The 24,972-nt window shown below is 47.2% G+C and carries 16 protein-coding genes, 7 tRNA genes, 3 rRNA genes and 1 pseudogene; 22 read left to right on the forward strand and 5 right to left on the reverse strand.

The genetic code is table 11. The features are described 5' to 3' along the window. Positions 1 to 117: 117 nt before the first annotated feature. From DN92_RS00110 to DN92_RS00120, 3 genes are all read right to left on the reverse strand, one after another. Positions 118 to 303, reverse strand: a complete 186-nt coding sequence (locus DN92_RS00110; protein ID WP_041396810.1) for a hypothetical protein — start codon at positions 301 to 303, stop codon at positions 118 to 120. Positions 304 to 343: 40 nt separating this feature from the next. Further along, complete coding sequence (locus tag DN92_RS00115; protein WP_173961203.1) at positions 344 to 1,378, reverse strand: fatty acid desaturase; 1,035 nt, start codon at positions 1,376 to 1,378, stop codon at positions 344 to 346. A gap of 186 nt (positions 1,379 to 1,564) precedes the next feature. Continuing rightward, a tRNA-Arg gene (locus tag DN92_RS00120) sits at positions 1,565 to 1,640 on the reverse strand. Positions 1,641 to 1,744: 104 nt separating this feature from the next. Between DN92_RS00120 and DN92_RS00125 the strand changes: the two genes are divergently transcribed. After that, positions 1,745 to 1,981, forward strand: coding sequence for a hypothetical protein (locus DN92_RS00125; protein ID WP_254598301.1), 237 nt, complete (start codon positions 1,745 to 1,747; stop codon positions 1,979 to 1,981). Between the two features lie 39 nt (positions 1,982 to 2,020). Here the strand turns inward: DN92_RS00125 and rsmI are convergent, their stop codons facing one another. Next, positions 2,021 to 2,926 (reverse strand): 16S rRNA (cytidine(1402)-2'-O)-methyltransferase, encoded by a 906-nt coding sequence (rsmI, locus tag DN92_RS00130; RefSeq protein WP_173959370.1) that lies wholly within the window; start codon positions 2,924 to 2,926, stop codon positions 2,021 to 2,023. 107 nt (positions 2,927 to 3,033) lie between these two features. Here rsmI and DN92_RS00135 point away from each other — a divergent pair, with 107 nt between their 5' ends. The 3 genes from DN92_RS00135 to DN92_RS00145 are packed head-to-tail and all read left to right on the forward strand — an operon-like array spanning position 3,034 to position 4,690. Further along, positions 3,034 to 3,636: a phosphoheptose isomerase gene (locus tag DN92_RS00135; protein WP_173959371.1), complete on the forward strand. Its 603-nt coding sequence runs from the start codon at positions 3,034 to 3,036 to the stop codon at positions 3,634 to 3,636. Positions 3,637 to 3,665: 29 nt separating this feature from the next. After that, positions 3,666 to 4,313 carry a BON domain-containing protein gene (locus DN92_RS00140; protein ID WP_173959372.1) on the forward strand — a complete coding sequence of 216 codons (648 nt, stop codon included), beginning with the start codon at positions 3,666 to 3,668 and terminating at the stop codon, positions 4,311 to 4,313. A gap of 23 nt (positions 4,314 to 4,336) precedes the next feature. Next, positions 4,337 to 4,690 carry a c-type cytochrome gene (locus DN92_RS00145; RefSeq protein ID WP_254598302.1) on the forward strand — a complete coding sequence of 118 codons (354 nt, stop codon included), beginning with the start codon at positions 4,337 to 4,339 and terminating at the stop codon, positions 4,688 to 4,690. Here the strand turns inward: DN92_RS00145 and DN92_RS00150 are convergent. Further along, complete coding sequence (locus tag DN92_RS00150; RefSeq protein ID WP_173959373.1) at positions 4,687 to 5,346, reverse strand: GNAT family N-acetyltransferase; 660 nt, start codon at positions 5,344 to 5,346, stop codon at positions 4,687 to 4,689. The two genes, DN92_RS00145 and DN92_RS00150, sit on opposite strands and share 4 nt — an antisense overlap. Positions 5,347 to 5,845: 499 nt before the next feature. Between DN92_RS00150 and DN92_RS00155 the strand changes: the two genes are divergently transcribed. The 18 genes and pseudogenes from DN92_RS00155 (at position 5,846) to rpoC (ending at position 24,849) form a co-directional block, all read left to right on the forward strand. Then, positions 5,846 to 7,378 (forward strand): 16S ribosomal RNA (locus DN92_RS00155). Between the two features lie 57 nt (positions 7,379 to 7,435). Next, positions 7,436 to 7,512, forward strand: a tRNA-Ile gene (locus DN92_RS00160). 30 nt (positions 7,513 to 7,542) lie between these two features. Further along, positions 7,543 to 7,618: transfer RNA gene (locus tag DN92_RS00165), tRNA-Ala, on the forward strand. A 267-nt stretch (positions 7,619 to 7,885) separates the two neighbouring features. After that, positions 7,886 to 10,759 (forward strand): 23S ribosomal RNA (locus tag DN92_RS00170). A 106-nt stretch (positions 10,760 to 10,865) separates the two neighbouring features. After that, a 5S ribosomal RNA gene (gene rrf / locus DN92_RS00175) occupies positions 10,866 to 10,979 on the forward strand. Together the 16S, 23S and 5S rRNA genes with 5 tRNA genes alongside form the textbook arrangement of a ribosomal RNA operon. 113 nt (positions 10,980 to 11,092) lie before the next feature. After that, positions 11,093 to 11,177: transfer RNA gene (locus DN92_RS00180), tRNA-Tyr, on the forward strand. A gap of 7 nt (positions 11,178 to 11,184) precedes the next feature. Further along, positions 11,185 to 11,258 (forward strand) — tRNA-Gly (locus tag DN92_RS00185). Positions 11,259 to 11,279: 21 nt separating this feature from the next. Beyond that, positions 11,280 to 11,354, forward strand: a tRNA-Thr gene (locus tag DN92_RS00190). Between the two features lie 66 nt (positions 11,355 to 11,420). Further along, positions 11,421 to 12,611: an elongation factor Tu gene (gene tuf, locus DN92_RS00195; protein ID WP_173959374.1), complete on the forward strand. Its 1,191-nt coding sequence runs from the start codon at positions 11,421 to 11,423 to the stop codon at positions 12,609 to 12,611. A 13-nt stretch (positions 12,612 to 12,624) separates the two neighbouring features. Then, a tRNA-Trp gene (locus tag DN92_RS00200) sits at positions 12,625 to 12,700 on the forward strand. A gap of 20 nt (positions 12,701 to 12,720) precedes the next feature. Continuing rightward, complete coding sequence (secE, locus tag DN92_RS00205) at positions 12,721 to 13,101, forward strand: preprotein translocase subunit SecE (protein ID WP_173959375.1); 381 nt, start codon at positions 12,721 to 12,723, stop codon at positions 13,099 to 13,101. Between the two features lie 9 nt (positions 13,102 to 13,110). Continuing rightward, a complete protein-coding gene (nusG, locus tag DN92_RS00210; RefSeq protein WP_173959376.1) occupies positions 13,111 to 13,683 on the forward strand; it encodes a transcription termination/antitermination protein NusG in 573 nt (190 codons plus the stop codon). A gap of 155 nt (positions 13,684 to 13,838) precedes the next feature. Further along, positions 13,839 to 14,270: a 50S ribosomal protein L11 gene (rplK, locus tag DN92_RS00215; RefSeq protein WP_011901890.1), complete on the forward strand. Its 432-nt coding sequence runs from the start codon at positions 13,839 to 13,841 to the stop codon at positions 14,268 to 14,270. A gap of 2 nt (positions 14,271 to 14,272) precedes the next feature. Then, complete coding sequence (gene rplA / locus DN92_RS00220; protein WP_173959377.1) at positions 14,273 to 14,974, forward strand: 50S ribosomal protein L1; 702 nt, start codon at positions 14,273 to 14,275, stop codon at positions 14,972 to 14,974. 234 nt (positions 14,975 to 15,208) lie between these two features. Next, positions 15,209 to 15,721: pseudogene (gene rplJ, locus DN92_RS00225) on the forward strand (50S ribosomal protein L10); the annotation flags it as partial. Positions 15,722 to 15,883: 162 nt separating this feature from the next. Continuing rightward, entirely contained in the window at positions 15,884 to 16,255 is a 372-nt protein-coding gene (gene rplL / locus DN92_RS00230; RefSeq protein ID WP_173959379.1) for a 50S ribosomal protein L7/L12, read from the forward strand. Between the two features lie 229 nt (positions 16,256 to 16,484). Then, positions 16,485 to 20,585 carry a DNA-directed RNA polymerase subunit beta gene (gene rpoB / locus DN92_RS00235; protein WP_173959380.1) on the forward strand — a complete coding sequence of 1,367 codons (4,101 nt, stop codon included), beginning with the start codon at positions 16,485 to 16,487 and terminating at the stop codon, positions 20,583 to 20,585. Between the two features lies 1 nt (position 20,586). Continuing rightward, complete coding sequence (gene rpoC / locus DN92_RS00240; protein ID WP_173959381.1) at positions 20,587 to 24,849, forward strand: DNA-directed RNA polymerase subunit beta'; 4,263 nt, start codon at positions 20,587 to 20,589, stop codon at positions 24,847 to 24,849. The last annotated feature ends 123 nt before the right edge of the window (positions 24,850 to 24,972 follow it).

Consider the following 24,972-nt stretch of genomic DNA (forward strand, 5'->3'; position numbering starts at 1 on the left):
TACGAGAAAAATACATTTTCCTCATTGTTATTTAGCCAACTGCATTCAAGCCCTGCTTTTGGCAAAGAGCGTAAAACTAAATCTTAAGTTGAGAATGATAAAAACCTAATTGTGAAATTAGGTTTTTGCAGAGCCAGTGCGATGTGTGCGGTTATACAAGCAGCTAGCGCAAATCCATCGCTGCTTACGATTACTCGTCGGAATCCATGTGCCACCTTCCAGACGCTTTTCGCGACTGCAGGAAGAGCAAAATTTCAGGCTCTGAGAGGTTTCTTGGGTAGCAGCTGGAGTCGAGGTAGTCATGGGCAATCCGGGTAAGCCAAATCTTTACAAAAGACCTATTTTACCCGTTTTGTCCCACTGGGGCTGGGCTCAAAACAACTCTAACGGAATCAGCCGTTTTATTGCCATCAAAATCGAGCCAAGCCTTATTCTCAAAGTCATATAGCTTGCACTTGCGGGCAGTATCGAAATACCAGGCCCAGGAGAATTTTTGAATGAAAATACGCTCAGGAAGGATGGTTTCTAAGGTATTTTGGGCTTCTGGGAGGCGGTATAGAGGTACGCTCATATCCACGTGATGTGCGGTGTGTTCCATGATATGGTGCATTAAAGAGCCCCAAATCCAGTTAAAAGTTAAATGGACTGTAGTGGATACGAAAGGCTGAGCACGTAACCACTCCGACTTCTTGTCATACCAAGATACGGATGGATGGGTGTGGTGGACGTAGACCACAAATCCGATCATTCCATTCCAAAACAAGAACGGGATGGCAAAGCCGGTAATCAATCCCAGCCAAATAGACTGTCCCGTAGCAAGGGCACCGGCAATGAGGCAGCCAATCCAAATAATGGCAAAGCCAGTTACCAATAGATTGTCTTTCAGGAAAATTGGACGATCACCCGGCTTGTTTTTTGCGTTAGGAAAGTACTCGCGTCTCCACCAGATTTCAATTAGGTAGTAGAAGACCGGACCCCAGCCACTACGGTAGAGGCGCTCTACAGTTTTGCGCCATGCAGGCAAGGCATCAAATTCCGCTTTGGATAATGGCGCCCAGACAAAGTCAAAGCCCTTCAGGTTAGTTTGGCCGTGGTGAACCACGTTATGCCCTACATCCCATAAGCTATATGGGGTTAGGGACGGCAAAAATGCAATTCGTCCCAGTACTTTATTGAGTTCGCGGTGTGGCGTGAAGCTTTGATGGCAAGCATCGTGGCCCAAAATAAAGATACGACCAGTCACAAAGCCAGCAACGATGCCAAGAATGATTTTGAGTAGCAAGCTTTCCACAAAGATGGTGCCAGCAATACAGCCAAGCCATAAAACCGCATCCATTACTAGCAGCATGATGGCTTTTGCTGTTTCACCTTGGGCCATTGGTATCAGCCAGCCACGAATCACTTTGCGGTGAGGCAATGGAAGATTTGGCGCCAAGGGGTTGGCTAGAGATGGCTCAGAGAAAGCAGAATTTAGATTATTTGACATGATAAGAATCAATAAGTTAGGTGCAAATGATAGCCTTTTTCAAGAATTCACGCATGGCGGTCAAAAACCCCCTGATTTTGGCGCGCCCGGCAGGAATCGAACCTGCGACCCTTGGCTTCGGAGGCCAATACTCTATCCACTGAGCTACGGGCGCCAGCAGGAAAATCGCTAATTACGCCATTGTAAGGGCCTATATCCTCCCAGTCTCGTTATAATCACTCAAAATTACTCTAAAACCAGTCAAACTATAAAAGTCCTATGAGCGAAGCGCACGGCAGCATCATTAAATCCCCCAAACAGCTGATCATCATGGTGTTCGCTACTTTTTTTGTACCACTAACTATTATCTTGTTGCTATTGGTATATGTGAACAACGGCAAGCGCACCGATTCAGAGGCTTCTGCCGAGCAGCTTATTAAGCCTGTAGCGCAATTAAATGTTCAGGACACTAAGCCACCGGCAGATTCCAAAGAAGCCGCCCCCGCTGCTAAATAATTTTTTGGCGCACCAGAAAACTGGCTATAAGCCAGTTTTTTATTGCCCTTCGTCTTGTCCTTTAGCATCGAGCGCTATTTGATAGGCCTCTTTTTTGCTAAGTCCAAGAGCCTGAGCGAGTACAGCAGCAATTTCTTTGCTACCTAAATAGGGGCTTAAAGCAGTTGCCCACATTAATAGTGTCGAATGTTCTGGAGCCTCATCCATATTGGATTGGCGGCCGGCGATCAAAATAACAAATTCACCCTTTAGGCTTTCTGCTTCCTCGAGCCATAGTGGAATGTCGACTGCATTGAGGGTAACAAGCTGTTCAAATTTTTTAGTCAGCTCTCTGCCAACCAAAATCTGTCGCTCCGGCTCTAGCTCTTTGCTTAGCAAAGTCAATGTTTCTCGAATTTGATGGGGTGATTCAAAAAAGATGCTGGTTTTTGCATTGCTTCGTATATCTTGAATCAACACGCCACGCTCTTTGGCCTTGTTCGGCCAAAAGCCTAAAAATTGAAAGCGCCCTTCCGATGGCAGCATGACTGAGCCACTGGCAGAAATGGCGGACGAAACCGCGCTAGCGCCTGGAATGGGAATAATTCGAAAGCCCGCTTTTTGGACGGCATTGACAAGGCGTGCGCCAGGATCAGAAACGCCTGGGGTACCCGCATCTGAAATATAGGCCCAGCGTTCGTTTTGGGCGAGATGCTGAATGATGGTCTGTGCGCCAGCAATTTCATTGTGCTCATGCAAGGCGACACACTTTTTATGAATGCCAAAATGTTGAAGCAGGGGCGCGCTATGTCTAGTGTCTTCACAGGCGATGCCATCTACCGAATTGAGGACATGCAGAGCACGCAAAGTGATGTCTCCCAAATTGCCAATTGGGGTGGCAACCATGTATAAGGCTCCAGCTGGTAGATCCTGTTGTTTTAAAAAGTCAAAGGAGCTTAATTCCATGGGAGCAATCTTTTGCGAGAGTAATGTGAATAAGTAAGAGAATACGTCCCTTTTGAATTCGTGGGCAGCCTAGGCATCTTCACTGCACTTTGGCGCATAATAATGTGATGGATAAAGATACCCTCGAACGTTTGCGCGCTCGCGCATCCCAACATTTTCTAGACAGCATTGCTGTAAAGCAAGAAGCTGAAAAAATACTGCCCGAGCAAGTGGCGCGCGCTATAGTCGCTATGACGGGTTGTTTACGTGCCGGCGGCAAAGTGATGGCCTGCGGCAATGGCGGCTCTGCTGCTGATGCACAGCATTTTGCTGCTGAGCTTATTGGACGCTTTGAGCGAGAGCGCCAAGAGTTGGCTGCGATTGCGCTGACAACGGACACCTCAATCTTGACTGCGGTAGGTAACGATTACGGCTATGACGAGATCTTCAGTAAGCAAGTTCGAGGCCTTGGTAAAAAAGGCGACATCTTAATTGGAATCTCCACGTCTGGAAATTCTAAAAATGTAGTGATAGCGATTGAGGCCGCAAAAAAGATGGGAATCAAAATTATTGCCCTGACTGGTAATGGCGGCGGAAAAATTGCAAGCCTATTGGATGAGGATGACATTCATCTATGTGCACCATCTACCCGCACTGCTCGAATTCAAGAAACACATTTAGTACTGTTGCATGCCTTGTGTGATGGTGTAGACCATTTACTGCTCGATTAAGTGACTATCAATTTTTAGAAAGTTCGTATATGCAAAATACACTCCCTATCAAATTATTTGCTGCGATTTTGATTTCATCATTTCTATCGGGCTGTGGAGTGCTAGCCGTTGGTGGTGTTGTAGCGGGAGCTAGCGTAATGGCCGACCGTCGAACACCCGCTGTGCAAGCAATCGATAAGGGCATTGAGCTAGAGGCTGGCAATGCTTTGGGCAAACGTTTTGGTGATGGAGCGCATATTAATGTGACGTCATTTAACCAAAAAGTATTGCTTACTGGCGAGGCTAAAGATGCTGATGTTAAGAGTCAGGCTAGTGCATATGTAAAGGCGATGAAGAATGCGCGCTCTGTATTTAATGAGTTGATTGTTGGGCCCAATAGTACCTTCACTGCGCGAGCTAATGATTCCTATCTTGAATCAAAAATTAAAACGCAAATGATTTTTACAGAGAAGTTGCCATCCAATTCAATGGTGATTATTGCTGAAGGTAGCAGCGTTTATTTGATGGGTATTCTGACGCAGAACGAAGCAGAGATTGCCAAGAAAGTGGCAAGTAACACAAGCGGTGTAAAAGATGTTTATGTCTACTTTGATATTATTTCTGAGGCAGAAAAAACGCGCTTAGAAAAACAAGGCAAGGCGGATGAGTCGCAGCCCAATTCAGCGCCTCAACAATAAAGTCATCGGACGAGAAGTAGACAATGAATTTTTCAATGCAACGCATGAAATTTTTTTTATTGCTCACCCTCTTTGTACTTTGTCCTCTGAGCGTTCAGGCATCTACTGATGATATAAAAGCAGTCGTACTGGCAAAACAAAATGCTTGCTTAGGTTGCCATGCGCTAGATAAAAAAATTGTTGGTCCAAGCCTGCAGGCTGTTGCAAAGAAATATGCAAACGATCCCAACGCAAAAGCATTTTTAAAAAACAAAATTCTGAAGGGTGGCTCTGGATCTTGGGGCGTTGTACCAATGCCAGCAAATGCTAAATTAAGTGATGCTGATGTTGCTCTATTGGTAAGCTGGATTCTGCGAGGAGCTCCAAGCGCAAATTAAGTAGGACTAGCGACCAGCTTGTTAAGAAGCCAAGACCACGCCGCATTTGAGCGCTTGAAATTTTCTTTAAGCGCATAGTCAAAGCCAGCCCATTGCTCATTGACTGCCTCCTCTGCGATCGTGCTTGGACTCGCTGGCGCTAGTGTCAAATAGGCGTCTGCATCTCCGTGAGCATACTCAATGCGCATATCTGCCTTATGAGCCAAGTGCATCATGGCCCTATTATTAGCGAGGCAATGTACAAACAAAGTTTCAATACGAGTATTTCGTGAGCGAACTGAGGCTCGTGCCAGTAGCGCAGTGCCTATGCCCTGCCCGCGGCTATTTGGCAGCACAGAGACCCCAAACTCAGCAGCCTGTGACTGACCCTTCAATTTTGGTAAATACGCCAAATGAGCCATGCCAATGAGGTTTAGCTGGGAATCAAAGCTGCCGAATAGGGCATCCCTATTGAAATTAAGACGCTCAGCATAGTGATGAATGACCTCATCAGGAGTTTGAGTGCCGAATCGTAGTCGACGATCTTCATCATCTAATAGTAGAAGGTGAGCGAGAATCTCTGCCCGATAGCCCTCATGCAGTTCACGAACAGGAACAGCTGGGCCAGCCGTATAGGGCTGCCTAGATAAGTAACCGCTCGCTAATTTGTTGTGCATAGCAACATAGTAGCAGGGGTAAGCAAAAAACACAGGGTTATCCCTAGTATTTTTGCTGCGGGTAAAAAAGAGGCACAAATTTACTGAAATAAAGACCTGTCAGATGATCTATTTGACATCAGATCAATCAAAACCTGTCAATTTTTCAAAAAAGTTGAAAATATTTTTCAGTCATATGGCGCTGTTTTTAAAGGGATTATTTTCAAAGTAAGAAAAAACATCACTTTTTTATAGAAAAAGACTACGAAAGGTGTTGACGGACCCTAAAAAGGGGTATAAAGTCTCATCTCTCTGCTGCAACGTTTTACGAATTACGAAAAAACGAAGCGGCCCTCTTTAAAAATTAGTCAACCGATAATTGTGGGTACTAAGTGAAAGCATCAAGTCCTTTGGGACAGATGTAAATAAATAGTACTCATAGACAGTAAAAAGATTTGGTTTTATTACCAAGTCAATTTCTTTTGAATGAGTGCGACGATCCGCAAGGATCACAGGAATTAAACTGAAGAGTTTGATCCTGGCTCAGATTGAACGCTGGCGGCATGCCTTACACATGCAAGTCGAACGGCAGCACGGGTACTTGTACCTGGTGGCGAGTGGCGAACGGGTGAGTAATACATCGGAACGTACCTTATCGTGGGGGATAACGCAGCGAAAGCTGTGCTAATACCGCATACGCCCTGAGGGGGAAAGCGGGGGATCGAAAGACCTCGCGCGATTAGAGCGGCCGATGCCTGATTAGCTTGTTGGTGGGGTAAAAGCCCACCAAGGCGACGATCAGTAGCTGGTCTGAGAGGACGATCAGCCACACTGGGACTGAGACACGGCCCAGACTCCTACGGGAGGCAGCAGTGGGGAATTTTGGACAATGGGGGAAACCCTGATCCAGCAATGCCGCGTGAGTGAAGAAGGCCTTCGGGTTGTAAAGCTCTTTTGTCAGGGAAGAAACACCGGCTCTAACACAGTCCGGGAATGACGGTACCTGAAGAATAAGCACCGGCTAACTACGTGCCAGCAGCCGCGGTAATACGTAGGGTGCAAGCGTTAATCGGAATTACTGGGCGTAAAGCGTGCGCAGGCGGTTATACAAGACAGGCGTGAAATCCCCGGGCTTAACCTGGGAATGGCGCCTGTGACTGTATAGCTAGAGTGTGTCAGAGGGGGGTAGAATTCCACGTGTAGCAGTGAAATGCGTAGATATGTGGAGGAATACCAATGGCGAAGGCAGCCCCCTGGGATAACACTGACGCTCATGCACGAAAGCGTGGGGAGCAAACAGGATTAGATACCCTGGTAGTCCACGCCCTAAACGATGCTGACTAGTTGTTCGGGATTTACATCCTGAGTAACGTAGCTAACGCGTGAAGTCAGCCGCCTGGGGAGTACGGTCGCAAGATTAAAACTCAAAGGAATTGACGGGGACCCGCACAAGCGGTGGATGATGTGGATTAATTCGATGCAACGCGAAAAACCTTACCTACCCTTGACATGTCACTAACGAAGTAGAGATACATTAGGTGCCCGTAAGGGAAAGTGAACACAGGTGCTGCATGGCTGTCGTCAGCTCGTGTCGTGAGATGTTGGGTTAAGTCCCGCAACGAGCGCAACCCTTGTCTTTAGTTGCTACGCAAGAGCACTCTAAAGAGACTGCCGGTGACAAACCGGAGGAAGGTGGGGATGACGTCAAGTCCTCATGGCCCTTATGGGTAGGGCTTCACACGTCATACAATGGTGCATACAGAGGGTTGCCAACCCGCGAGGGGGAGCTAATCTCAGAAAATGCATCGTAGTCCGGATCGTAGTCTGCAACTCGACTACGTGAAGCTGGAATCGCTAGTAATCGCGGATCAGAATGTCGCGGTGAATACGTTCCCGGGTCTTGTACACACCGCCCGTCATACCATGGGAGTGGGTTTTGCCAGAAGCCGTTAGCCTAACCGCAAGGAGGGCGACTGCCACGGCAGGGTTCATGACTGGGGTAAAGTCGTAACAAGGTAGCCGTATCGGAAGGTGCGGCTGGATCACCTCCTTTCTAGAGAAAGATGCTGGATCCTAGTGCCCACACTTATCGGTTGACAATAAAAGCCACGGGTCTGTAGCTCAGCTGGTTAGAGCACTGTGTTGATAACGCAGGGGTCGTAGGTTCAAGTCCTACCAGACCCACCACCAGCCAGAAACAAGACTTAGTGGGACGTTGGGGGATTAGCTCAGCTGGGAGAGCACCTGCTTTGCAAGCAGGGGGTCGTCGGTTCGATCCCGTCATCCTCCACCATCATCTAAATGTCAAAACTAAGCGAAAAGTTAATCGTTTAGTTTTGCCATTTATGGCTGTTCTTTAAAAATTTGAGTAAGCAAAGTGTCAAATGTTTCTTTGAGAGGACATTTGACAATGTAATAAGGGTAAAGATTGAATCATCAATCAGTAATACAAACGAGTTTTACCAAGTTCTTTAACAAGTACTTACAGTTTGGATTACGGCAAACATGTCAGAAGTAGAAGTAAACCTGTAACAGGTGCTAGCAATGGTGCTCGTTATAGGATCAAGTGAATAAGTGCACATGATGGATGCCTTGGCGATTACAGGCGACGAAAGACGTTATAACCTGCGATAAGCCCCGGGGAGCTGGTAAATAAGCTTTGATCCGGGGATTTCTGAATGGGGAAACCCACCACTTTTGTGGTATCCATACCTAAATACATAGGGTATGAGAAGCGAACCTTGTGAACTGAAACATCTAAGTAGCAAGAGGAAAAGACATCAACCGAGATTCCCAGAGTAGTGGCGAGCGAAATGGGAACAGCCTTCTAGTGATATCTCAGTAATTAACAGAACGGAATGGAAAGTCCGACAATAAAGGGTGATAGTCCCGTATGTGAAAATTATTGGGTGGTACTAGGCTAGAGACAAGTAGGGCGGGACACGTGAAATCCTGTCTGAATATGGGGGGACCATCCTCCAAGGCTAAATACTCGTAATCGACCGATAGTGAACAAGTACCGTGAGGGAAAGGCGAAAAGAACCCCGGGAGGGGAGTGAAATAGATCCTGAAATCGTGTGCATACAAACAGTAGGAGCCTCGTAAGGGGTGACTGCGTACCTTTTGTATAATGGGTCAGCGACTTACATTCAGTAGCAAGCTTAACCGAATAGGGAAGGCGTAGCGAAAGCGAGTCCGAATAGGGCGCTAGTTGCTGGGTGTAGACCCGAAACCAGTTGATCTATCCATGGCCAGGTTGAAGGTGCGGTAACACGTACTGGAGGACCGAACCCACTAACGTTGAAAAGTTAGGGGATGAGCTGTGGATAGGGGTGAAAGGCTAAACAAAACTGGAAATAGCTGGTTCTCTCCGAAAACTATTTAGGTAGTGCCTCGTGTATCACTGTAGGGGGTAGAGCACTGTCATGGTAGTGGGGTCCATTGCGGATTACTGCGCCATAGCAAACTCCGAATACCTACAAGTGCAATCACGGGAGACAGACATCGGGTGCTAACGTCCGGTGTCAAGAGGGAAACAACCCAGACCGCCAGCTAAGGTCCCTAATATATGCTAAGTGGGAAACGAAGTGGGAAGGCTAAAACAGTCAGGAGGTTGGCTTAGAAGCAGCCATCCTTTAAAGAAAGCGTAATAGCTCACTGATCGAGTCGTCCTGCGCGGAAGATGTAACGGGGCTAAGCATATAACCGAAGCTGCGGATCACAGCAATGTGATGGTAGGAGAGCGTTCTGTAAGCCTGTGAAGGTGTCTTGTAAAGGATGCTGGAGGTATCAGAAGTGCGAATGCTGACATGAGTAGCGATAAAGGGGGTGAAAAGCCCCCTCGCCGTAAGCCCAAGGTTTCCTGTTCAACGTTCATCGGAACAGGGTGAGTCGGCCCCTAAGGCGAGGCAGAGATGCGTAGCTGATGGGAACAAGGTTAATATTCCTTGACCATTGTTAGATGCGATGGGGGGACGGATCGCGGAAAGTTGTCCGGGTGTTGGAAGTCCCGGTTCTTGCGTTGGAGATGGCTATTAGGTAAATCCGGTAGCGTAATTCAAGGGCGTGAGACGAGCGAATTTATTCGCGAAGCAATTGGAAGTGGTTCCAAGAAAAGCCTCTAAGCTTCAGTCTAACAAGACCGTACCGCAAACCGACACAGGTGGGCGAGATGAGTATTCTAAGGCGCTTGAGAGAACTCAGGAGAAGGAACTCGGCAAATTTGTACCGTAACTTCGGGATAAGGTACGCCCTGGTAGTTTGACCCTGTACAAGGGGAGGACGAAAGGGTTGCAATAAAAAGGTGGCTGCGACTGTTTAATAAAAACACAGCACTCTGCAAACACGAAAGTGGACGTATAGGGTGTGACGCCTGCCCGGTGCTGGAAGATTAAATGATGGGGTGCAAGCTCTTGATTGAAGTCCCAGTAAACGGCGGCCGTAACTATAACGGTCCTAAGGTAGCGAAATTCCTTGTCGGGTAAGTTCCGACCTGCACGAATGGCGTAACGATGGCCACACTGTCTCCTCCTGAGACTCAGCGAAGTTGAAATGTTTGTGATGATGCAATCTACCCGTGGCTAGACGGAAAGACCCCATGAACCTTTACTGTAGCTTTGCATTGGACTTTGAACCGGTCTGTGTAGGATAGGTGGGAGGCGTTGAAAGCGGGATGCTAGTTCCGCTGGAGCCAACCTTGAAATACCACCCTGGTTTGTTTGAGGTTCTAACCTTGGCCCATTATCTGGGTCGGGAACAGTGCATGGTAGGCAGTTTGACTGGGGCGGTCTCCTCCCAAAGTGTAACGGAGGAGTACGAAGGTACGCTTGGTACGGTCGGACATCGTACCTAAAGTGCAATGGCAAAAGCGTGCTTAACTGCGAGACCGACAAGTCGAGCAGGTGCGAAAGCAGGTCATAGTGATCCGGTGGTTCTGTATGGAAGGGCCATCGCTCAACGGATAAAAGGTACTCTGGGGATAACAGGCTGATACCGCCCAAGAGTTCATATCGACGGCGGTGTTTGGCACCTCGATGTCGGCTCATCTCATCCTGGGGCTGTAGCCGGTCCCAAGGGTATGGCTGTTCGCCATTTAAAGAGGTACGTGAGCTGGGTTTAAAACGTCGTGAGACAGTTTGGTCCCTATCTGCCATGGGCGTTGGAGATTTGACGGGGGCTGCTCCTAGTACGAGAGGACCGGAGTGGACGTACCGCTGGTGTACCTGTTGTTTCGCCAGAAGCATCGCAGGGTAGCTATGTACGGAAGAGATAACCGCTGAAAGCATCTAAGCGGGAAACTTGCCTGAAGATGAGATCTCCCGTAGGTTTAACCTACATAAAGGGTCGTTGAAGACCACAACGTTGATAGGTCAGGTGTGGAAGCGCAGTAATGCGTTAAGCTAACTGATACTAATTGCCCGTTAGGCTTGATCCTATAACCAGCACTATTGTGTTGGATGTTTGCCAGATTCAATCTGCATCCTCAATTACATGCTTACTCAAATAGAACTGTTGATTTATCAACAGTTCGACCCTCTACGCCCGGTGACCATAGCAAGTTGGAACCACTCCTTCCCATCCCGAACAGGACAGTGAAACGACTTTACGCCGATGATAGTGCGGATTACCCGTGTGAAAGTAGGTAATTGCCGGGCACCAATGCGACGCCCAGACCCTCTTAGGTCTGGGCGTTTTTACTTGTGCAAAGCGTTTAGAGATTTTTAGATATTGACAGAAACTCCATTAGGAGTCAGAATATTGGGTTCGCGGAGGGGTGTCCGAGCGGCTAAAGGAGGCAGACTGTAAATCTGTTGGCTATGCCTACGTAGGTTCGAATCCTACCCCCTCCACCAGAGATGTGCGGGATTAGTTTAATGGTAAAACAGCAGATTTCCAATCTTCGGTCAAGAGTTCGATTCTCTTATCCCGCTCCAGTAACAAGAGCATTTGTATTTGCCCATGTGGCTCAGTGGTAGAGCACTCCCTTGGTAAGGGAGAGGTCGGCAGTTCGATCCTGCCCATGGGCACCAGGCTTAATTGGTATTAATTTAAATTTCGTGTGTTGGTTTAAGAGTTAACTAAAGGCAGACAAAAAAATGGCAAAAGAAAAGTTTGAGCGGACAAAACCGCACGTAAACGTTGGCACCATTGGTCACGTTGACCACGGTAAAACCACATTGACAGCAGCAATTGCAACCGTGCTCTCAAAAGCATTTGGTGGCGAAGCAAAAGCATACGATCAAATCGATGCTGCTCCAGAAGAAAAAGCACGCGGTATTACGATTAATACAGCACACGTTGAATATGAGACAGCCAATCGTCACTATGCACACGTAGATTGCCCAGGACATGCTGACTATGTTAAGAACATGATTACTGGTGCTGCTCAGATGGACGGCGCAATTTTAGTTTGCTCTGCAGCTGACGGCCCAATGCCACAAACTCGTGAGCACATCCTCTTGGCACGCCAAGTTGGTGTTCCATACATCATCGTATTTTTAAATAAGTGCGATATGGTTGATGACGCTGAGTTGTTAGAACTCGTAGAAATGGAAGTTCGTGAGCTTTTATCTAAGTATGACTTCCCAGGTGATGACACACCAATCGTTCAAGGTTCTGCTAAGTTAGCTCTTGAGGGTGACGAAGGCCCATTGGGTAAAGAAGCCATCATGAAATTGGCCGATGCTTTAGATACTTATATCCCAACTCCAGAGCGTGCTGTTGATGGCGCGTTCTTGATGCCAGTAGAAGATGTGTTCTCTATCTCCGGTCGCGGTACTGTAGTAACAGGCCGTATCGAGCGCGGTATTGTTAAAGTCGGCGAAGAGATCGAAATTATCGGTATCAAGCCAACGATCAAGACAACTTGTACTGGTGTTGAAATGTTCCGTAAATTGCTCGACCAAGGTCAAGCAGGCGATAACGTTGGTATCTTGTTACGCGGTACAAAACGTGAAGAAGTTGAGCGCGGCCAAGTATTGGCTAAGCCAGGTTCAATCACCCCACATACTCACTTTACAGCCGAGGTTTATATCTTGGGTAAAGATGAAGGTGGTCGTCATACTCCATTCTTTAACAACTATCGTCCACAGTTTTACTTCCGCACAACGGACGTAACTGGTTCAATCGAGTTGCCAAAAGACAAAGAAATGGTGATGCCTGGTGATAACGTCACGATTACCGTAAAACTCATCGCGCCAATCGCGATGGAAGAAGGTTTACGTTTTGCGATCCGTGAAGGTGGCCGTACTGTTGGCGCCGGTGTGGTTGCAAAGATTTTGGCTTAATAGTTTTTAATAAAGGGGTGTAGCTCAATTGGCAGAGCGTTGGTCTCCAAAACCAAAGGTTGGGGGTTCGATGCCCTCCGCCCCTGCCACGATTTGAACTGAAAGTAATATGTCTCAACAAACAGCAAGTCAAACTGAAGAAAAAAGTAGCGGCTGGATCTCAGGTCTAGCCGCTCTCATTGTCGTAGCTGCGTTAGTTCTTTACTATACGCTTGGCGATCAGTCTTTATTGGTAAGACTTGCAGTGTTGTTGGGCGGTATTGCTGTTGCAGTTTTGATTGTGGCCATATCACCTGATGGGCGTCGTTTTATTGCCTACGCAAAAGATTCTTGGTATGAAGTAAAAAAGGTTGTTTGGCCAACTCGTAAAGAGACCACCCAAATGACTCTAGTCGTATTTGGCTTTGTTCTGATCATGTCCTTGTTTTTATGGCTTGCAGACAAATTAATTGAATGGCTAGTTTTTTCAGTCTTCCTTGGCTGGAAGTGAGTAAGAAAAATGATTGATTCTGAATTGGTCTCAAACCCACAAGCTACCGGCAATATGCGTTGGTACGTTATTCATGCTTATTCGGGCATGGAAAAAAGTGTTAAGAGAGGTCTCGAGGAGCGTATTGCACGCTCTGGAATGCCTGAAAAATTTGGTCGCATTTTGGTTCCCTCAGAAGAAGTTGTGGAAATCAAGTCTGGGACTAAATCAGTATCTGAGCGTCGTTTCTTCCCAGGTTATGTATTAATCGAGATGGAAATGACGGACGAAAGCTGGCATTTGGTGAAAAACACGCCAAAAGTAACTGGTTTTGTTGGTGGTGTTAGAAATCGCCCAAGCCCTATTTCAACGGCTGAAGTCACCAAGATCATGGATCAAATGCAGGCTGGAGTTGATAAACCCAAGCCGAAGACCTTGTTTGAGGTTGGTGAGATGGTTCGCGTTAAAGAGGGTCCATTTGTTGACTTCAACGGAAACATTGAAGAAGTGAATTATGAGAAGTCAAGATTGCGCGTTTCTGTTACAATTTTTGGCCGCGGTACCCCAGTTGAGCTGGAGTTCGGGCAGGTAGAAAAGATGTAAAAAATACCTATGATAGGGTGTTTTTGTAGCAAAAAAGTGGTTAAAAGAGGTTAGCAATAACCGAGGAGCGGAACTAGAAAGCCAAAAAACTAGTGAAGCGTTTACTCAACAGCGGTCTTTCCTAATGAGGTTAGGCGCGCTTTCAGGAGCAATTAATGGCAAAGAAGATTATTGGCTTTATCAAGCTGCAGATCCCTGCAGGTAAAGCAAATCCATCACCACCAGTAGGCCCAGCGTTGGGTCAACGTGGCCTCAATATTATGGAATTCTGTAAGGCGTTTAATGCTCAAACCCAGAGCATGGAACCTGGCCTTCCAATTCCGGTCGTGATTACAGCGTTTGCTGATAAGAGCTTCACTTTCATCATGAAGACGCCCCCAGCGACCATCATGATTAAGAAGGCTGCAAAGATCGAAAAAGGTTCACCACGTCCCCATACCGATAAGGTTGGAAAAATTACACGTGCTCAAGCAGAAGAAATTGCTAAAGCAAAAATGCCAGATTTGACAGCCGCCGATATGGATGCAGCTGTAAGAACAATCGCTGGTAGCGCCCGCTCTATGGGCATCACAGTGGAAGGTCTCTAATCATGACTAAATTATCAAAGCGTTTAAAAGCAATCGAATCTAAAGTAGATCGCAACAAGTTTTATGCATTGGAAGATGCATTGAACCTCGTTAAAGAGTGTGCAACTGCCAAGTTCGATGAGTCTATCGATGTTGCAGTTCAGTTGGGTATTGATGCGAAGAAATCTGACCAAGTTGTGCGTGGCGCAGTTGTGCTCCCAGCTGGTACAGGTAAGCATGTTCGTGTAGCGGTATTTGCACAAGGCGAAAAGGCTGAACAAGCTAAAGCTGCTGGTGCTGAGATCGTTGGCATGGAAGAGCTGGCTGACCAAATTAAGGGCGGCAAAATCGACTTCGATATTTTGATCGCTTCCCCAGACACAATGAAGATTGTTGGTACTTTAGGTCAAGTATTGGGCCCACGTGGTTTGATGCCGAATCCAAAAGTAGGAACTGTTACTCCTGACGTTGCTACTGCAGTTAAGAATGCAAAAGCAGGTCAAGTGCAATTCCGTGTGGACAAAGCCGGTATCGTGCACGCAAGTATTGGCCGTCGTTCATTCGAGCCAGCTGCATTGAAATCTAACTTGCTCGCATTGCTTGAGGCTTTGAACAAAGCTAAGCCACCTGCATCTAAGGGCATTTATTTAAAGAAGGTTGCCGTAAGCAGCACCATGGGTGCAGGCGTACGTGTAGACCAGGCATCGATACAGGCGGCGCAGTAATCCGTTTGTAGCAAAAGAACTTTGGGTCGACTCCTGCTCTTTGAGCGAGAGTCGAACATCAAAGACCGTTGGTGAATTACTTGCTTGCTCAGAATTAGTTCTTAATTATTACGAAAGTAATGGCCAGCGCAGATGGCGACCCTGAAAAGATTTCACAAGATACTCTTGTGACAAATGATCAGACGCTGGTGTGTAACCCCAACTGGAAACAGTTGGTTTTTTAGGAGTTAAACCGTGCCTTTGAATGTACAAGACAAAAAAGCGATTGTTGCTGATGTCGGCGCTCAATTGGCTGGAGCTCAAACAGTCGTGCTCGCTGAATACCGCGGTATTCCAGTAGAGCAGTTGACAAAGCTACGTGCTAGCGCACGTGACCAAGGTGTATATCTTCGCGTTTTGAAGAACACATTGGCACGACGTGCTGCACAAGGCACACAGTTTGAGCCTCTTGCTGATTCGATGGTTGGCCCCTTGATTTATGGCATCTCTGCTGATCCGATTGCTTCGGCAAAAGTATTGCAGAACTTTGCTAAGACTCAAGACAAGCTAGTCATTACTGCTGGCTTATATAACGGCAAGTTGTTAGACGTAGCGGGCGTTAAATCCCTCGCGTCTATTCCAAGCCGCGACGAGTTGTTATCTCAGTTGTTGGGTGTCATGTTGGCCCCAGTATCTGCAATGGCTCGCGTATTGGGCGCAGTAGCAGCACAAAAGGCAGAAGGAGCACCCGCTCCTGTTGCAGCACCGGTAGTTGAAGCAGCAGCCCCAGCAGAAGCAGTTGCTGAAGCCGCCGCTCCAGAAGCAAGTGCTGAGCCTGCAGCCGCAGCCCCAGAAGCTGGAACAGAAACACCGCAAACCCCTGCCGCTGAATAAGCGACAGATTAACTATTTAAGTATTAGGAGCTAAAAATGGCGATTACTAAAGAAGAAATCATTGATGCAGTAGGTAGCATGTCCGTAATGGATTTAAACGACTTAGTTAAAGCGTTTGAAGAGAAGTTTGGCGTTTCAGCCGCAGCGATGGCTGTTGCCGGTCCTGCTGGTGCTGGTGCAGCTGCAGTAGAAGAGCAAACAGAATTCACTGTGAACTTGCTCGAAGCTGGCGCAAACAAGGTTTCAGTGATTAAGGCTGTCCGTGAAATCACAGGTCTTGGCTTGAAAGAGGCTAAAGACTTAGTTGATGGTGCACCAAAGCCAATCAAAGAAGCTGTTGATAAGAAGACTGCTGAAGAAGCCAAGAAAAAACTTGACGACGCCGGCGCTAAGTCAGAAATCAAGTAATAAAAAAAACTTTTCTAACGCCTCCCAAAAGGAGTCGTTAGTTACGTTGGGTTTGATCTTTAGAGGTCAAACCCGATTTCATTTCTGATTGAAATCGGGTTTGCCTTCTGATACGACTGCAGAATGCAAGTTTGGTCGGACACTGAATCTTTCGATTTAGTGTTGTCCGCCAGTGATTGGTAGTGGCCAATCGCCAAATCTTTGTACAGTCGCTGAATTCGGAGATGAAATGAACTACAGCTTCACCGAACGCAAGCGAGTCCGTAAAAGCTTTGCTAAGCGAGTAAATAATCATCAGGTTCCATACCTGATCGCAACGCAGCTGGAATCCTACGCTAAATTTTTACAGGCTGAAAAGCCAGCCATGTCCCGTCTTACTGAGGGACTTCAAGCTGCCTTTACATCAGCATTCCCAATTGTGTCCAACAATGGTTACGCACGTATGGAATACGTGTCATACCAGTTGTCACAGCCACCGTTTGACGTTAAAGAATGTCAACAACGTGGTTACACATACCACTCAGCCTTACGTGCAAAAGTTCGCTTGATTATTTATGATCGCGAAGCACCTACTAAGGTGAAAGAGGTAAAAGAGAGCGAAGTCTACATGGGTGAAATTCCGCTCATGACAGATAACGGCTCTTTTGTTATCAACGGTACTGAGCGCGTCATCGTTTCTCAGTTGCACCGTTCCCCAGGCGTGTTCTTCGAGCACGATAAGGGCAAGACACATAGCTCAGGTAAGTTGCTGTTCTCAGCGCGTATCATCCCTTACCGTGGTTCATGGCTCGATTTCGAGTTTGATCCAAAAGATATTCTGTATTTCCGCGTTGACCGTCGTCGTAAGATGCCCGTCACCATTCTGCTCAAAGCAATTGGTTTAAACAACGAACAGATTCTTGCAAACTTCTTTAACTTTGACCATTTCGCATTAACTGCTAATGGCGCAGCAATGGAATTTGTTCCAGAGCGCTTGCGTGGTCAGTTGGCTAACTTTGACGTGCTCGACAAGAATGGCGTTGTTGTCATTCAAAAAGACAAGCGTATCAATGCAAAACATATTCGTGAACTCGAAGCTGCAAAGACTAAAAACATCGTTGTTCCAGATGACTACTTAGTTGGTCGTGTAGTTGCACGCAACATTATTGATCCCGATTCTGGTGAAATCTTGGCATACGCTAATGATGAAATCACTGAAGAGTTGTTGGCTACATTGCGTGATGCAGGCATCAAGCAATTAGAAACTATCTACACCAATGATTTAGATTCTGGCGCATACATTTCACAGACATTACGCACTGATGAAACTGCGGATCAAATGGCTGCTCGTATTGCCATTTATCGCATGATGCGTCCTGGCGAGCCTCCAACAGAAGATGCTGTTGAGGCTTTGTTCCAGCGCTTGTTCTACAACGAAGATAGCTACGATCTATCACGCGTTGGTCGTATGAAAGTAAACAGCCGTCTCGGTCGTTCAGAGATGGAAGGCAAAATGGTTTTGTCGGATGAAGATATCCTCGACACCATTAAGTCACTCGTTGACTTGCGTAACGGCAAAGGCGAAGTTGATGACATCGACCACTTAGGTAATCGTCGTGTACGTTGCGTTGGTGAGTTGGCGGAAAATCAATTCCGCGCAGGTTTGTCACGTGTTGAGCGTGCGGTTAAAGAACGTCTCGGCCAAGCCGAAACAGAAAACCTCATGCCGCATGACTTGATTAACAGCAAGCCAATCTCTTCGGCGATTCGTGAGTTCTTCGGTTCTTCACAGTTGTCTCAGTTTATGGATCAAACTAATCCCTTGTCAGAGATCACGCACAAGCGTCGTATTTCTGCATTGGGACCTGGTGGTTTGACACGCGAGCGCGCAGGTTTCGAAGTGCGCGACGTACATCCAACCCACTATGGTCGCGTTTGCCCAATTGAAACTCCAGAAGGACCAAACATTGGTTTGATCAACTCACTCGCGTTATTTGCGCGTTTGAATGAGCATGGTTTCTTGGAAACGCCATATCGTAAAGTGGCAAATAGCAAAGTGAGCGATGAAGTAATGTATCTCTCCGCTATTGAAGAGGCGAAGTACATCATTGCTCAGGCTAATGCAACAATCGACAAGAGCGGTAAGTTAGCCGATGAATTGGTTTCAGCGCGTCAAGCTGGCGAGACCATGATGGTGAGTCCAGAGCGAATTGATTTTATTGACGTAGCTCCTAGCCAGATCGTTTCTGCAGCTGCTTCACTCGTCCCATTCTTAGAGCACGATGATGCAAACCGTGCGTTGATGGGTGCGAACATGCAGCGTCAAGCGGTTCCTTGCTTGCGTCCAGATAAGCCATTGGTTGGTACAGGCTTAGAGCGTATTGTTGCAGTTGACTCGGGCACTGTTATTTTGGCGTCCCGTGGCGGTATTGTTGATTATGTCGATGCAAATCGTGTGGTGATTCGTGTAAACGATGATGAAACTGCTGCTGGTGAAGTGGGTGTGGATATTTATAACCTCATCAAGTACACCCGTTCAAATCAAAACACCAACATCAATCAACGTCCGATCGTACAGGCTGGTGATCGTGTAGTGCGTGGCGACGTAGTTGCTGACGGCGCATCTACTGATTTGGGCGAATTGGCTTTGGGTCAAAACATGACCGTGGCATTTATGCCATGGAACGGTTACAACTTCGAAGATTCGATCTTGATCTCTGAAAAGGTTGTTGCTGATGACCGTTACACCTCTATTCATATTGAGGAGTTGTCGGTTGTTGCTCGTGACACCAAGTTGGGTTCAGAAGAAATTACACGCGATATCTCTAACCTGGCTGAGTCACAACTTTCCCGTTTAGACGAAAGCGGTATTGTTTATATCGGTGCTGAAGTTGAAGCTGGTGACGTATTGGTTGGTAAGGTCACGCCAAAGGGCGAGACTACTCTCACTCCAGAAGAGAAGTTACTACGTGCGATCTTCGGTGAAAAAGCATCTGATGTTAAAGATACTTCTTTGCGCGTTCCATCTGGAATGATTGGCACTGTTATTGACGTTCAAGTCTTCACCCGTGAAGGTATTGAGCGCGATGCCCGTGCACAGGCCATTATTCAAGAAGAATTACAACGCTATCGTTTGGACTTAAATGACCAGTTGCGTATTGTTGAGGGCGATGCCTTCATGCGTTTAGAAAAGCTGTTGATTGGCAAAGTTGCCAATGGCGGCCCTAAGAAATTAGCTAAAGGCACCAAGATCGACAAGGAATACCTTGCTGACTTAGACAAATATCATTGGTTTGATGTTCGTCCAGCAGATGATGAAGTTGCCTCACAAGTTGAAGCAATTAAGTCTTCTATTGAAGCGAAGCGTAAGCAGTTTGATGAGGCTTTTGAAGAGAAGCGTACTAAGCTTACCCAGGGCGATGATTTGCAGCCTGGCGTAACCAAGATGGTCAAGGTGTACTTGGCTGTTAAGCGTCGCTTACAACCTGGTGACAAGATGGCCGGTCGACACGGTAACAAGGGTGTGGTTTCTAAAATCGCCCCAGCAGAAGACATGCCATTTATGGCTGACGGACGCCCTGTTGACATCGTCTTGAACCCCTTAGGCGTTCCTTCCCGTATGAACGTTGGTCAGATCTTGGAAACTCACTTAGGTTGGGCAGCTCAAGGTATTGGTAAGCGTATTGATGAGATGGTTCGTCAACAAGTTAAGCAAGCTGAACTCCGCAAGTTCATGAAGCAGCTTTACAACGAAACCGGTCGTATCGAAGACATCGACAACTTTACTGATGAGCAAATCACAGTCTTAGCTGAGAATTTACGCCAAGGCTTGCCATTCGCTACCCCAGTATTTGACGGTGCTACGGAAGCAGAAATCAGCCGCATGCTCGAGTTGGCATATCCAGAAGAGGTAGCTACTTCTTTAAAGATGACGCCATCACGTCAGCAAATGATTCTGTGTGACGGCCGTACCGGCGATCAGTTTGAGCGTCCAGTCACTGTTGGCGTAATGCACGTCTTGAAACTCCACCATTTGGTTGATGACAAGATGCATGCACGTTCAACCGGACCTTACTCTTTAGTAACGCAACAGCCACTAGGCGGTAAGGCTCAGTTTGGTGGTCAGCGCTTTGGTGAAATGGAAGTTTGGGCCCTCGAAGCATACGGTGCTTCATATGTCTTGCAGGAAATGCTGACAGTGAAGTCCGATGACGTCGCAGGCCGTACCAAGGTTTACGAAAACATCGTCAAGGGCGAGCACACAATTGATGCTGGCATGCCCGAATCCTTCAACGTACTGGTAAAAGAAATCCGTTCGTTGGGTATTGACATTGACATGGAGCGCAACTGATATGAAAGCATTGCTCGATTTATTTAAGCAAACGCAGGGTGATGAGCAGTTTGATGTCATCAAGATTGGTCTTGCATCCCCTGAGAAAATTCGCTCATGGTCTTTTGGTGAAGTTCGCAAACCAGAAACCATCAACTATCGGACTTTTAAGCCCGAGCGTGATGGTCTGTTCTGCGCCAAAATTTTTGGGCCAACCAAAGACTACGAGTGCTTGTGTGGCAAGTACAAGCGCTTAAAGTTCCGTGGCGTTATCTGCGAAAAGTGTGGCGTTGAAGTTACGCTTGCTAAGGTACGTCGTGAGCGCATGGGCCATATTGAGTTGGCGGCCCCTGTAGCGCACATTTGGTTCTTGAAGTCATTGCCATCCCGCTTGGGTATGGTTCTAGATATGACTTTGCGGGATATTGAACGCGTTCTTTACTTTGAGGCCTATGTCGTTGTTGACGAAGGCATGACACCTGAAGGCGCAATGAAGCGCGGCCAGATCATGTCTGAGGACGAGTACATTGCCAAGACTGAAGAGTATGGTGACGGTGCATTTACCGCCATCATGGGCGCTGAAGGTATTCGTGATCTCCTGCGTTCGATTGATATCGATCGTGAAGTTGAGACCATTCGTGCTGACTTAAAAGCGACTGGTAGCGATGCCAAGATCAAGAAATATGCTAAGCGCTTAAAAGTGCTCGAGGCGTTCCAGACTTCAGGCATTAAGCCTGATTGGATGATCATGGAAGTATTGCCAGTATTGCCACCTGAATTGCGCCCATTAGTGCCTTTGGATGGCGGTCGTTTTGCTACCTCCGATTTGAATGACCTCTATCGTCGCGTGATTAACCGTAACAACCGTCTCAAGCGCTTGTTAGAGTTGCGCGCACCAGAGATCATTGTTCGCAATGAAAAACGCATGTTGCAAGAAGCGGTTGACTCATTGCTCGATAACGGTCGTCGCGGTAAGGCTATGACTGGCGCTAACAAGCGTCCGTTGAAGTCCTTGGCTGAGATGATTAAAGGTAAGAGCGGCCGTTTCCGTCAAAACTTGCTGGGTAAACGTGTTGACTATTCAGGTCGTTCAGTCATCGTTGTTGGACCAACATTAAAACTACATCAGTGTGGCTTGCCAAAATTAATGGCCTTGGAATTATTCAAGCCGTTTATTTTCAACAAGCTCGAGACTTTAGGAATCGCAACTACGATTAAGGCTGCGAAGAAAGAAGTTGAAAGCCAGACTCCAATCGTTTGGGACATTCTCGAAGAGGTGATTCGCGAACATCCAATCATGTTGAACCGTGCGCCTACATTGCACCGCCTTGGTATTCAGGCTTTTGAGCCAATGCTGATTGAAGGCAAGGCAATCCAATTGCACCCATTAGTCTGCGCAGCATTTAACGCCGACTTTGACGGTGACCAAATGGCGGTTCACGTTCCTTTGTCGCTCGAGGCGCAAATGGAAGCACGTACATTGATGTTGGCTTCGAACAACGTATTGTTCCCAGCTAACGGCGAGCCATCAATCGTTCCTTCCCAGGACGTGGTGTTGGGTCTGTACTACGCTACACGTGACAAGATTAACGGTAAAGGCGAAGGCATGGTCTTCGCTAATATTACTGAAGTCATTCGTGCATACGAGGCTGGCCAGGTTGAATTGGCCTCACGCGTTGCTGTGCGTATTACTGAGTTTGAGATCGTGGACAAGAAGGCAGAGGGCGATGCCCGTTTTGCAGAAAAGACTTCGATTTATCAAACTTCAGTTGGCCGTGCGATTCTGTCAGAGATCTTGCCTAAGGGCATGACTTTCGACGAAATCAATAAGCCACTGAAGAAAAAAGAAATCTCACGCTTGATCAACACTTCATTCCGTAAGTGCGGTCTTCGTGAAACAGTTATTTTTGCTGACCGTCTATTACAGTCTGGTTTCCGCTTGGCGACTAACGCCGGTATCTCGGTTGCGATCGACGATATGCTGATTCCAACTTCTAAAGAGCGCATCATCACTGAAGCTTCTACCAAAGTTAAGGAATATGACAAGCAGTTCATGTCAGGTCTCGTAACCAATCAAGAGCGTTATAACAACGTGGTTGATATCTGGGGAGCTGCTGGTGATCAGGTTGGCAAAGCGATGATGGATGAGTTGTCACATGTGGACGTGCTCGATCGCAACGGTAAGACTGTGCGTCAAGAATCCTTTAACTCCATCTACATGATGGCGGATTCTGGTGCGCGTGGATCTGCGGCGCAGATTCGTCAGTTGGCCGGTATGCGTGGTTTGATGGCGAAGCCTGATGGCTCCATCATTGAAACCCCAATTACTGCGAACTTCCGTGAAGGTTTGAATGTGTTGCAGTACTTCATTTCTACTCACGGTGCTCGTAAGGGTCTGGCCGATACGGCATTGAAGACAGCGAACTCAGGTTACTTGACACGTCGTTTGTGCGACGTAACTCAAGACCTCGTGGTCATCGAAGATGATTGCGGCGCAACTTCTGGCGTAACCATGAAGGCGCTTGTTGAAGGCGGCGAAATTATCGAAGCCTTGCGTGATCGTATTTTGGGTCGCGTATGTATTGGTGACATCGTTCATCCTGACACACAAGAAGTTATTGTTGTTAATGACACATTGCTAGACGAAGATCATGTTGATGAAATCGTTGCTTTGGGTATCGACGAAGTTAAAGTTCGTACAGTGTTGTCATGCTTAACTCGCTTTGGCTTGTGCGCCAAGTGTTATGGACGTGATTTAGGTCGTGGTGGTTTGGTGAACGTCGGTGAGGCAGTTGGTGTGATCGCTGCTCAATCTATCGGTGAGCCAGGTACACAGTTGACTATGCGCACCTTCCACATCGGTGGTGCTGCGTCGCGTGCATTGGTTGCAAGCAACATTGAAGCGAAGTCTAACGGTGCATTGAAGTTCTCTGGCACGATGCGTGTTGTGAAGAACGCGAAGGGTGAGCAGATCGTGATTTCACGTTCAGGCGAAGCTTTGATCGTTGATGACAATGGTCGCGAGCGTGAGCGTCATAAGGTACCTTATGGTGCAACGCTCTTGTTGAAAGAAGATGCAGCAGTGAAGGCTGGCGCAAGCTTAGCTACATGGGATCCGTTAACACGTCCAATCATCTCTGAGTACGCTGGTATTGCTCGCTTCGATAACGTTGAAGAAGGCGTTACTGTAGCTAAGCAGGTTGACGAAGTAACCGGCCTCTCCACTTTGGTGGTGATTGACGGTAAGCGTCGCAGTGCTGCTAGCAAAGGCGTTCGTCCAATGATCAACTTAGTTGATGACAAAGGTGGCGAAGTGATGATTGCCGGTACTGATCATCCAGTCAATATTGGTTTGCAAGTTGGCGCTTTGATTACCGTTAAAGATGGTCAAAAAGTTGAAGTTGGTGAAGTATTGGCGCGTATTCCAATCGAATCACAGAAGACTCGCGACATTACCGGTGGTTTGCCACGTGTTGCAGAATTGTTCGAAGCACGTTCACCAAAAGATGCTGCTGTATTGGCTAAAGTCACTGGAACCGTTTCCTTCGGTAAAGAAACCAAAGGTAAACAACGTTTGGTCATTACCGATATGGACGGCGAAGCCAATGAATTTTTGATTCCTAAAGAGAAGCAGGTTCTCGTTCATGACGGTCAAGTTGTGAACAAGGGCGAGATGATTGTGGAAGGCCCAGCCGATCCACACGATATCTTGACACTCAGAGGTATTGAAGAGTTGGCGATCTACATCGTTGATGAAGTTCAAGACGTTTACCGTTTGCAAGGCGTGAAGATTAATGACAAGCACATTGAAGTGATCGTGCGTCAAATGTTGCGCCGCGTGCAAATTACTGATGGTGGCGATACTGCCTACATCACTGGTGAGCAAGTTGAGCGCTCAAAACTGTATGACGCCAACGATTTAGTGATTGCTGCAGGTAAGCGCCCAGCTCAGTTTGAGAACGTATTACTGGGTATTACTAAAGCATCCTTGTCGACAGACAGCTTCATTTCAGCGGCTTCTTTCCAAGAAACCACCCGTGTATTGACTGAAGCCGCAATTATGGGCAAGACCGATACACTCCGTGGCCTCAAGGAAAACGTCATTATTGGTCGCTTGATTCCTGCGGGTACTGGCTTGGCTTATCGCCGTGCACGCAAGGTCAGGGAGCAATTTGAGCGTGATCGTGCGCAAATGATCGCTGCCGAAGAAGAAGCAATGGCTGATTTGCCTGTAGAAATAGAGGCTGAAGTGATTGCTCCTGCTGCGGAGGCAGATCCAAGCTAATTTGGTATTTCTGGCTAGAAATGGCCAGTTTTTTCCCCATTTGGTTGACGGAAAAGGCTGGCCAAGCTAGAATGCTGAGTTCTACTGATTCAGAAGAGGGTCTTTTTGACCTAGAAATTATCT

The organism is Polynucleobacter arcticus (assembly GCF_013307205.1).
GTDB classification, from domain to species: domain Bacteria; phylum Pseudomonadota; class Gammaproteobacteria; order Burkholderiales; family Burkholderiaceae; genus Polynucleobacter; species Polynucleobacter arcticus.

Bases quoted from the DNA above. Each gene is read 5' to 3' on its own strand.
- DN92_RS00110 (WP_041396810.1), bottom strand. From the start codon at position 303: ATGACTACCTCGACTCCAGCTGCTACCCAAGAAACCTCTCAGAGCCTG.
- DN92_RS00115 (WP_173961203.1), bottom strand. From the start codon at position 1,378: ATGGCCCAAGGTGAAACAGCAAAAGCCATCATGCTGCTAGTAATGGAT.
- DN92_RS00125 (WP_254598301.1), top strand. From the start codon at position 1,745: ATGAGCGAAGCGCACGGCAGCATCATTAAATCCCCCAAACAGCTGATC.
- rsmI (WP_173959370.1), bottom strand. From the start codon at position 2,926: ATGGAATTAAGCTCCTTTGACTTTTTAAAACAACAGGATCTACCAGCT.
- DN92_RS00135 (WP_173959371.1), top strand. From the start codon at position 3,034: ATGGATAAAGATACCCTCGAACGTTTGCGCGCTCGCGCATCCCAACAT.
- DN92_RS00140 (WP_173959372.1), top strand. From the start codon at position 3,666: ATGCAAAATACACTCCCTATCAAATTATTTGCTGCGATTTTGATTTCA.
- DN92_RS00145 (WP_254598302.1), top strand. From the start codon at position 4,337: ATGAATTTTTCAATGCAACGCATGAAATTTTTTTTATTGCTCACCCTC.
- DN92_RS00150 (WP_173959373.1), bottom strand. From the start codon at position 5,346: ATGCACAACAAATTAGCGAGCGGTTACTTATCTAGGCAGCCCTATACG.
- tuf (WP_173959374.1), top strand. From the start codon at position 11,421: ATGGCAAAAGAAAAGTTTGAGCGGACAAAACCGCACGTAAACGTTGGC.
- secE (WP_173959375.1), top strand. From the start codon at position 12,721: ATGTCTCAACAAACAGCAAGTCAAACTGAAGAAAAAAGTAGCGGCTGG.
- nusG (WP_173959376.1), top strand. From the start codon at position 13,111: ATGATTGATTCTGAATTGGTCTCAAACCCACAAGCTACCGGCAATATG.
- rplK (WP_011901890.1), top strand. From the start codon at position 13,839: ATGGCAAAGAAGATTATTGGCTTTATCAAGCTGCAGATCCCTGCAGGT.
- rplA (WP_173959377.1), top strand. From the start codon at position 14,273: ATGACTAAATTATCAAAGCGTTTAAAAGCAATCGAATCTAAAGTAGAT.
- rplL (WP_173959379.1), top strand. From the start codon at position 15,884: ATGGCGATTACTAAAGAAGAAATCATTGATGCAGTAGGTAGCATGTCC.
- rpoB (WP_173959380.1), top strand. From the start codon at position 16,485: ATGAACTACAGCTTCACCGAACGCAAGCGAGTCCGTAAAAGCTTTGCT.
- rpoC (WP_173959381.1), top strand. From the start codon at position 20,587: ATGAAAGCATTGCTCGATTTATTTAAGCAAACGCAGGGTGATGAGCAG.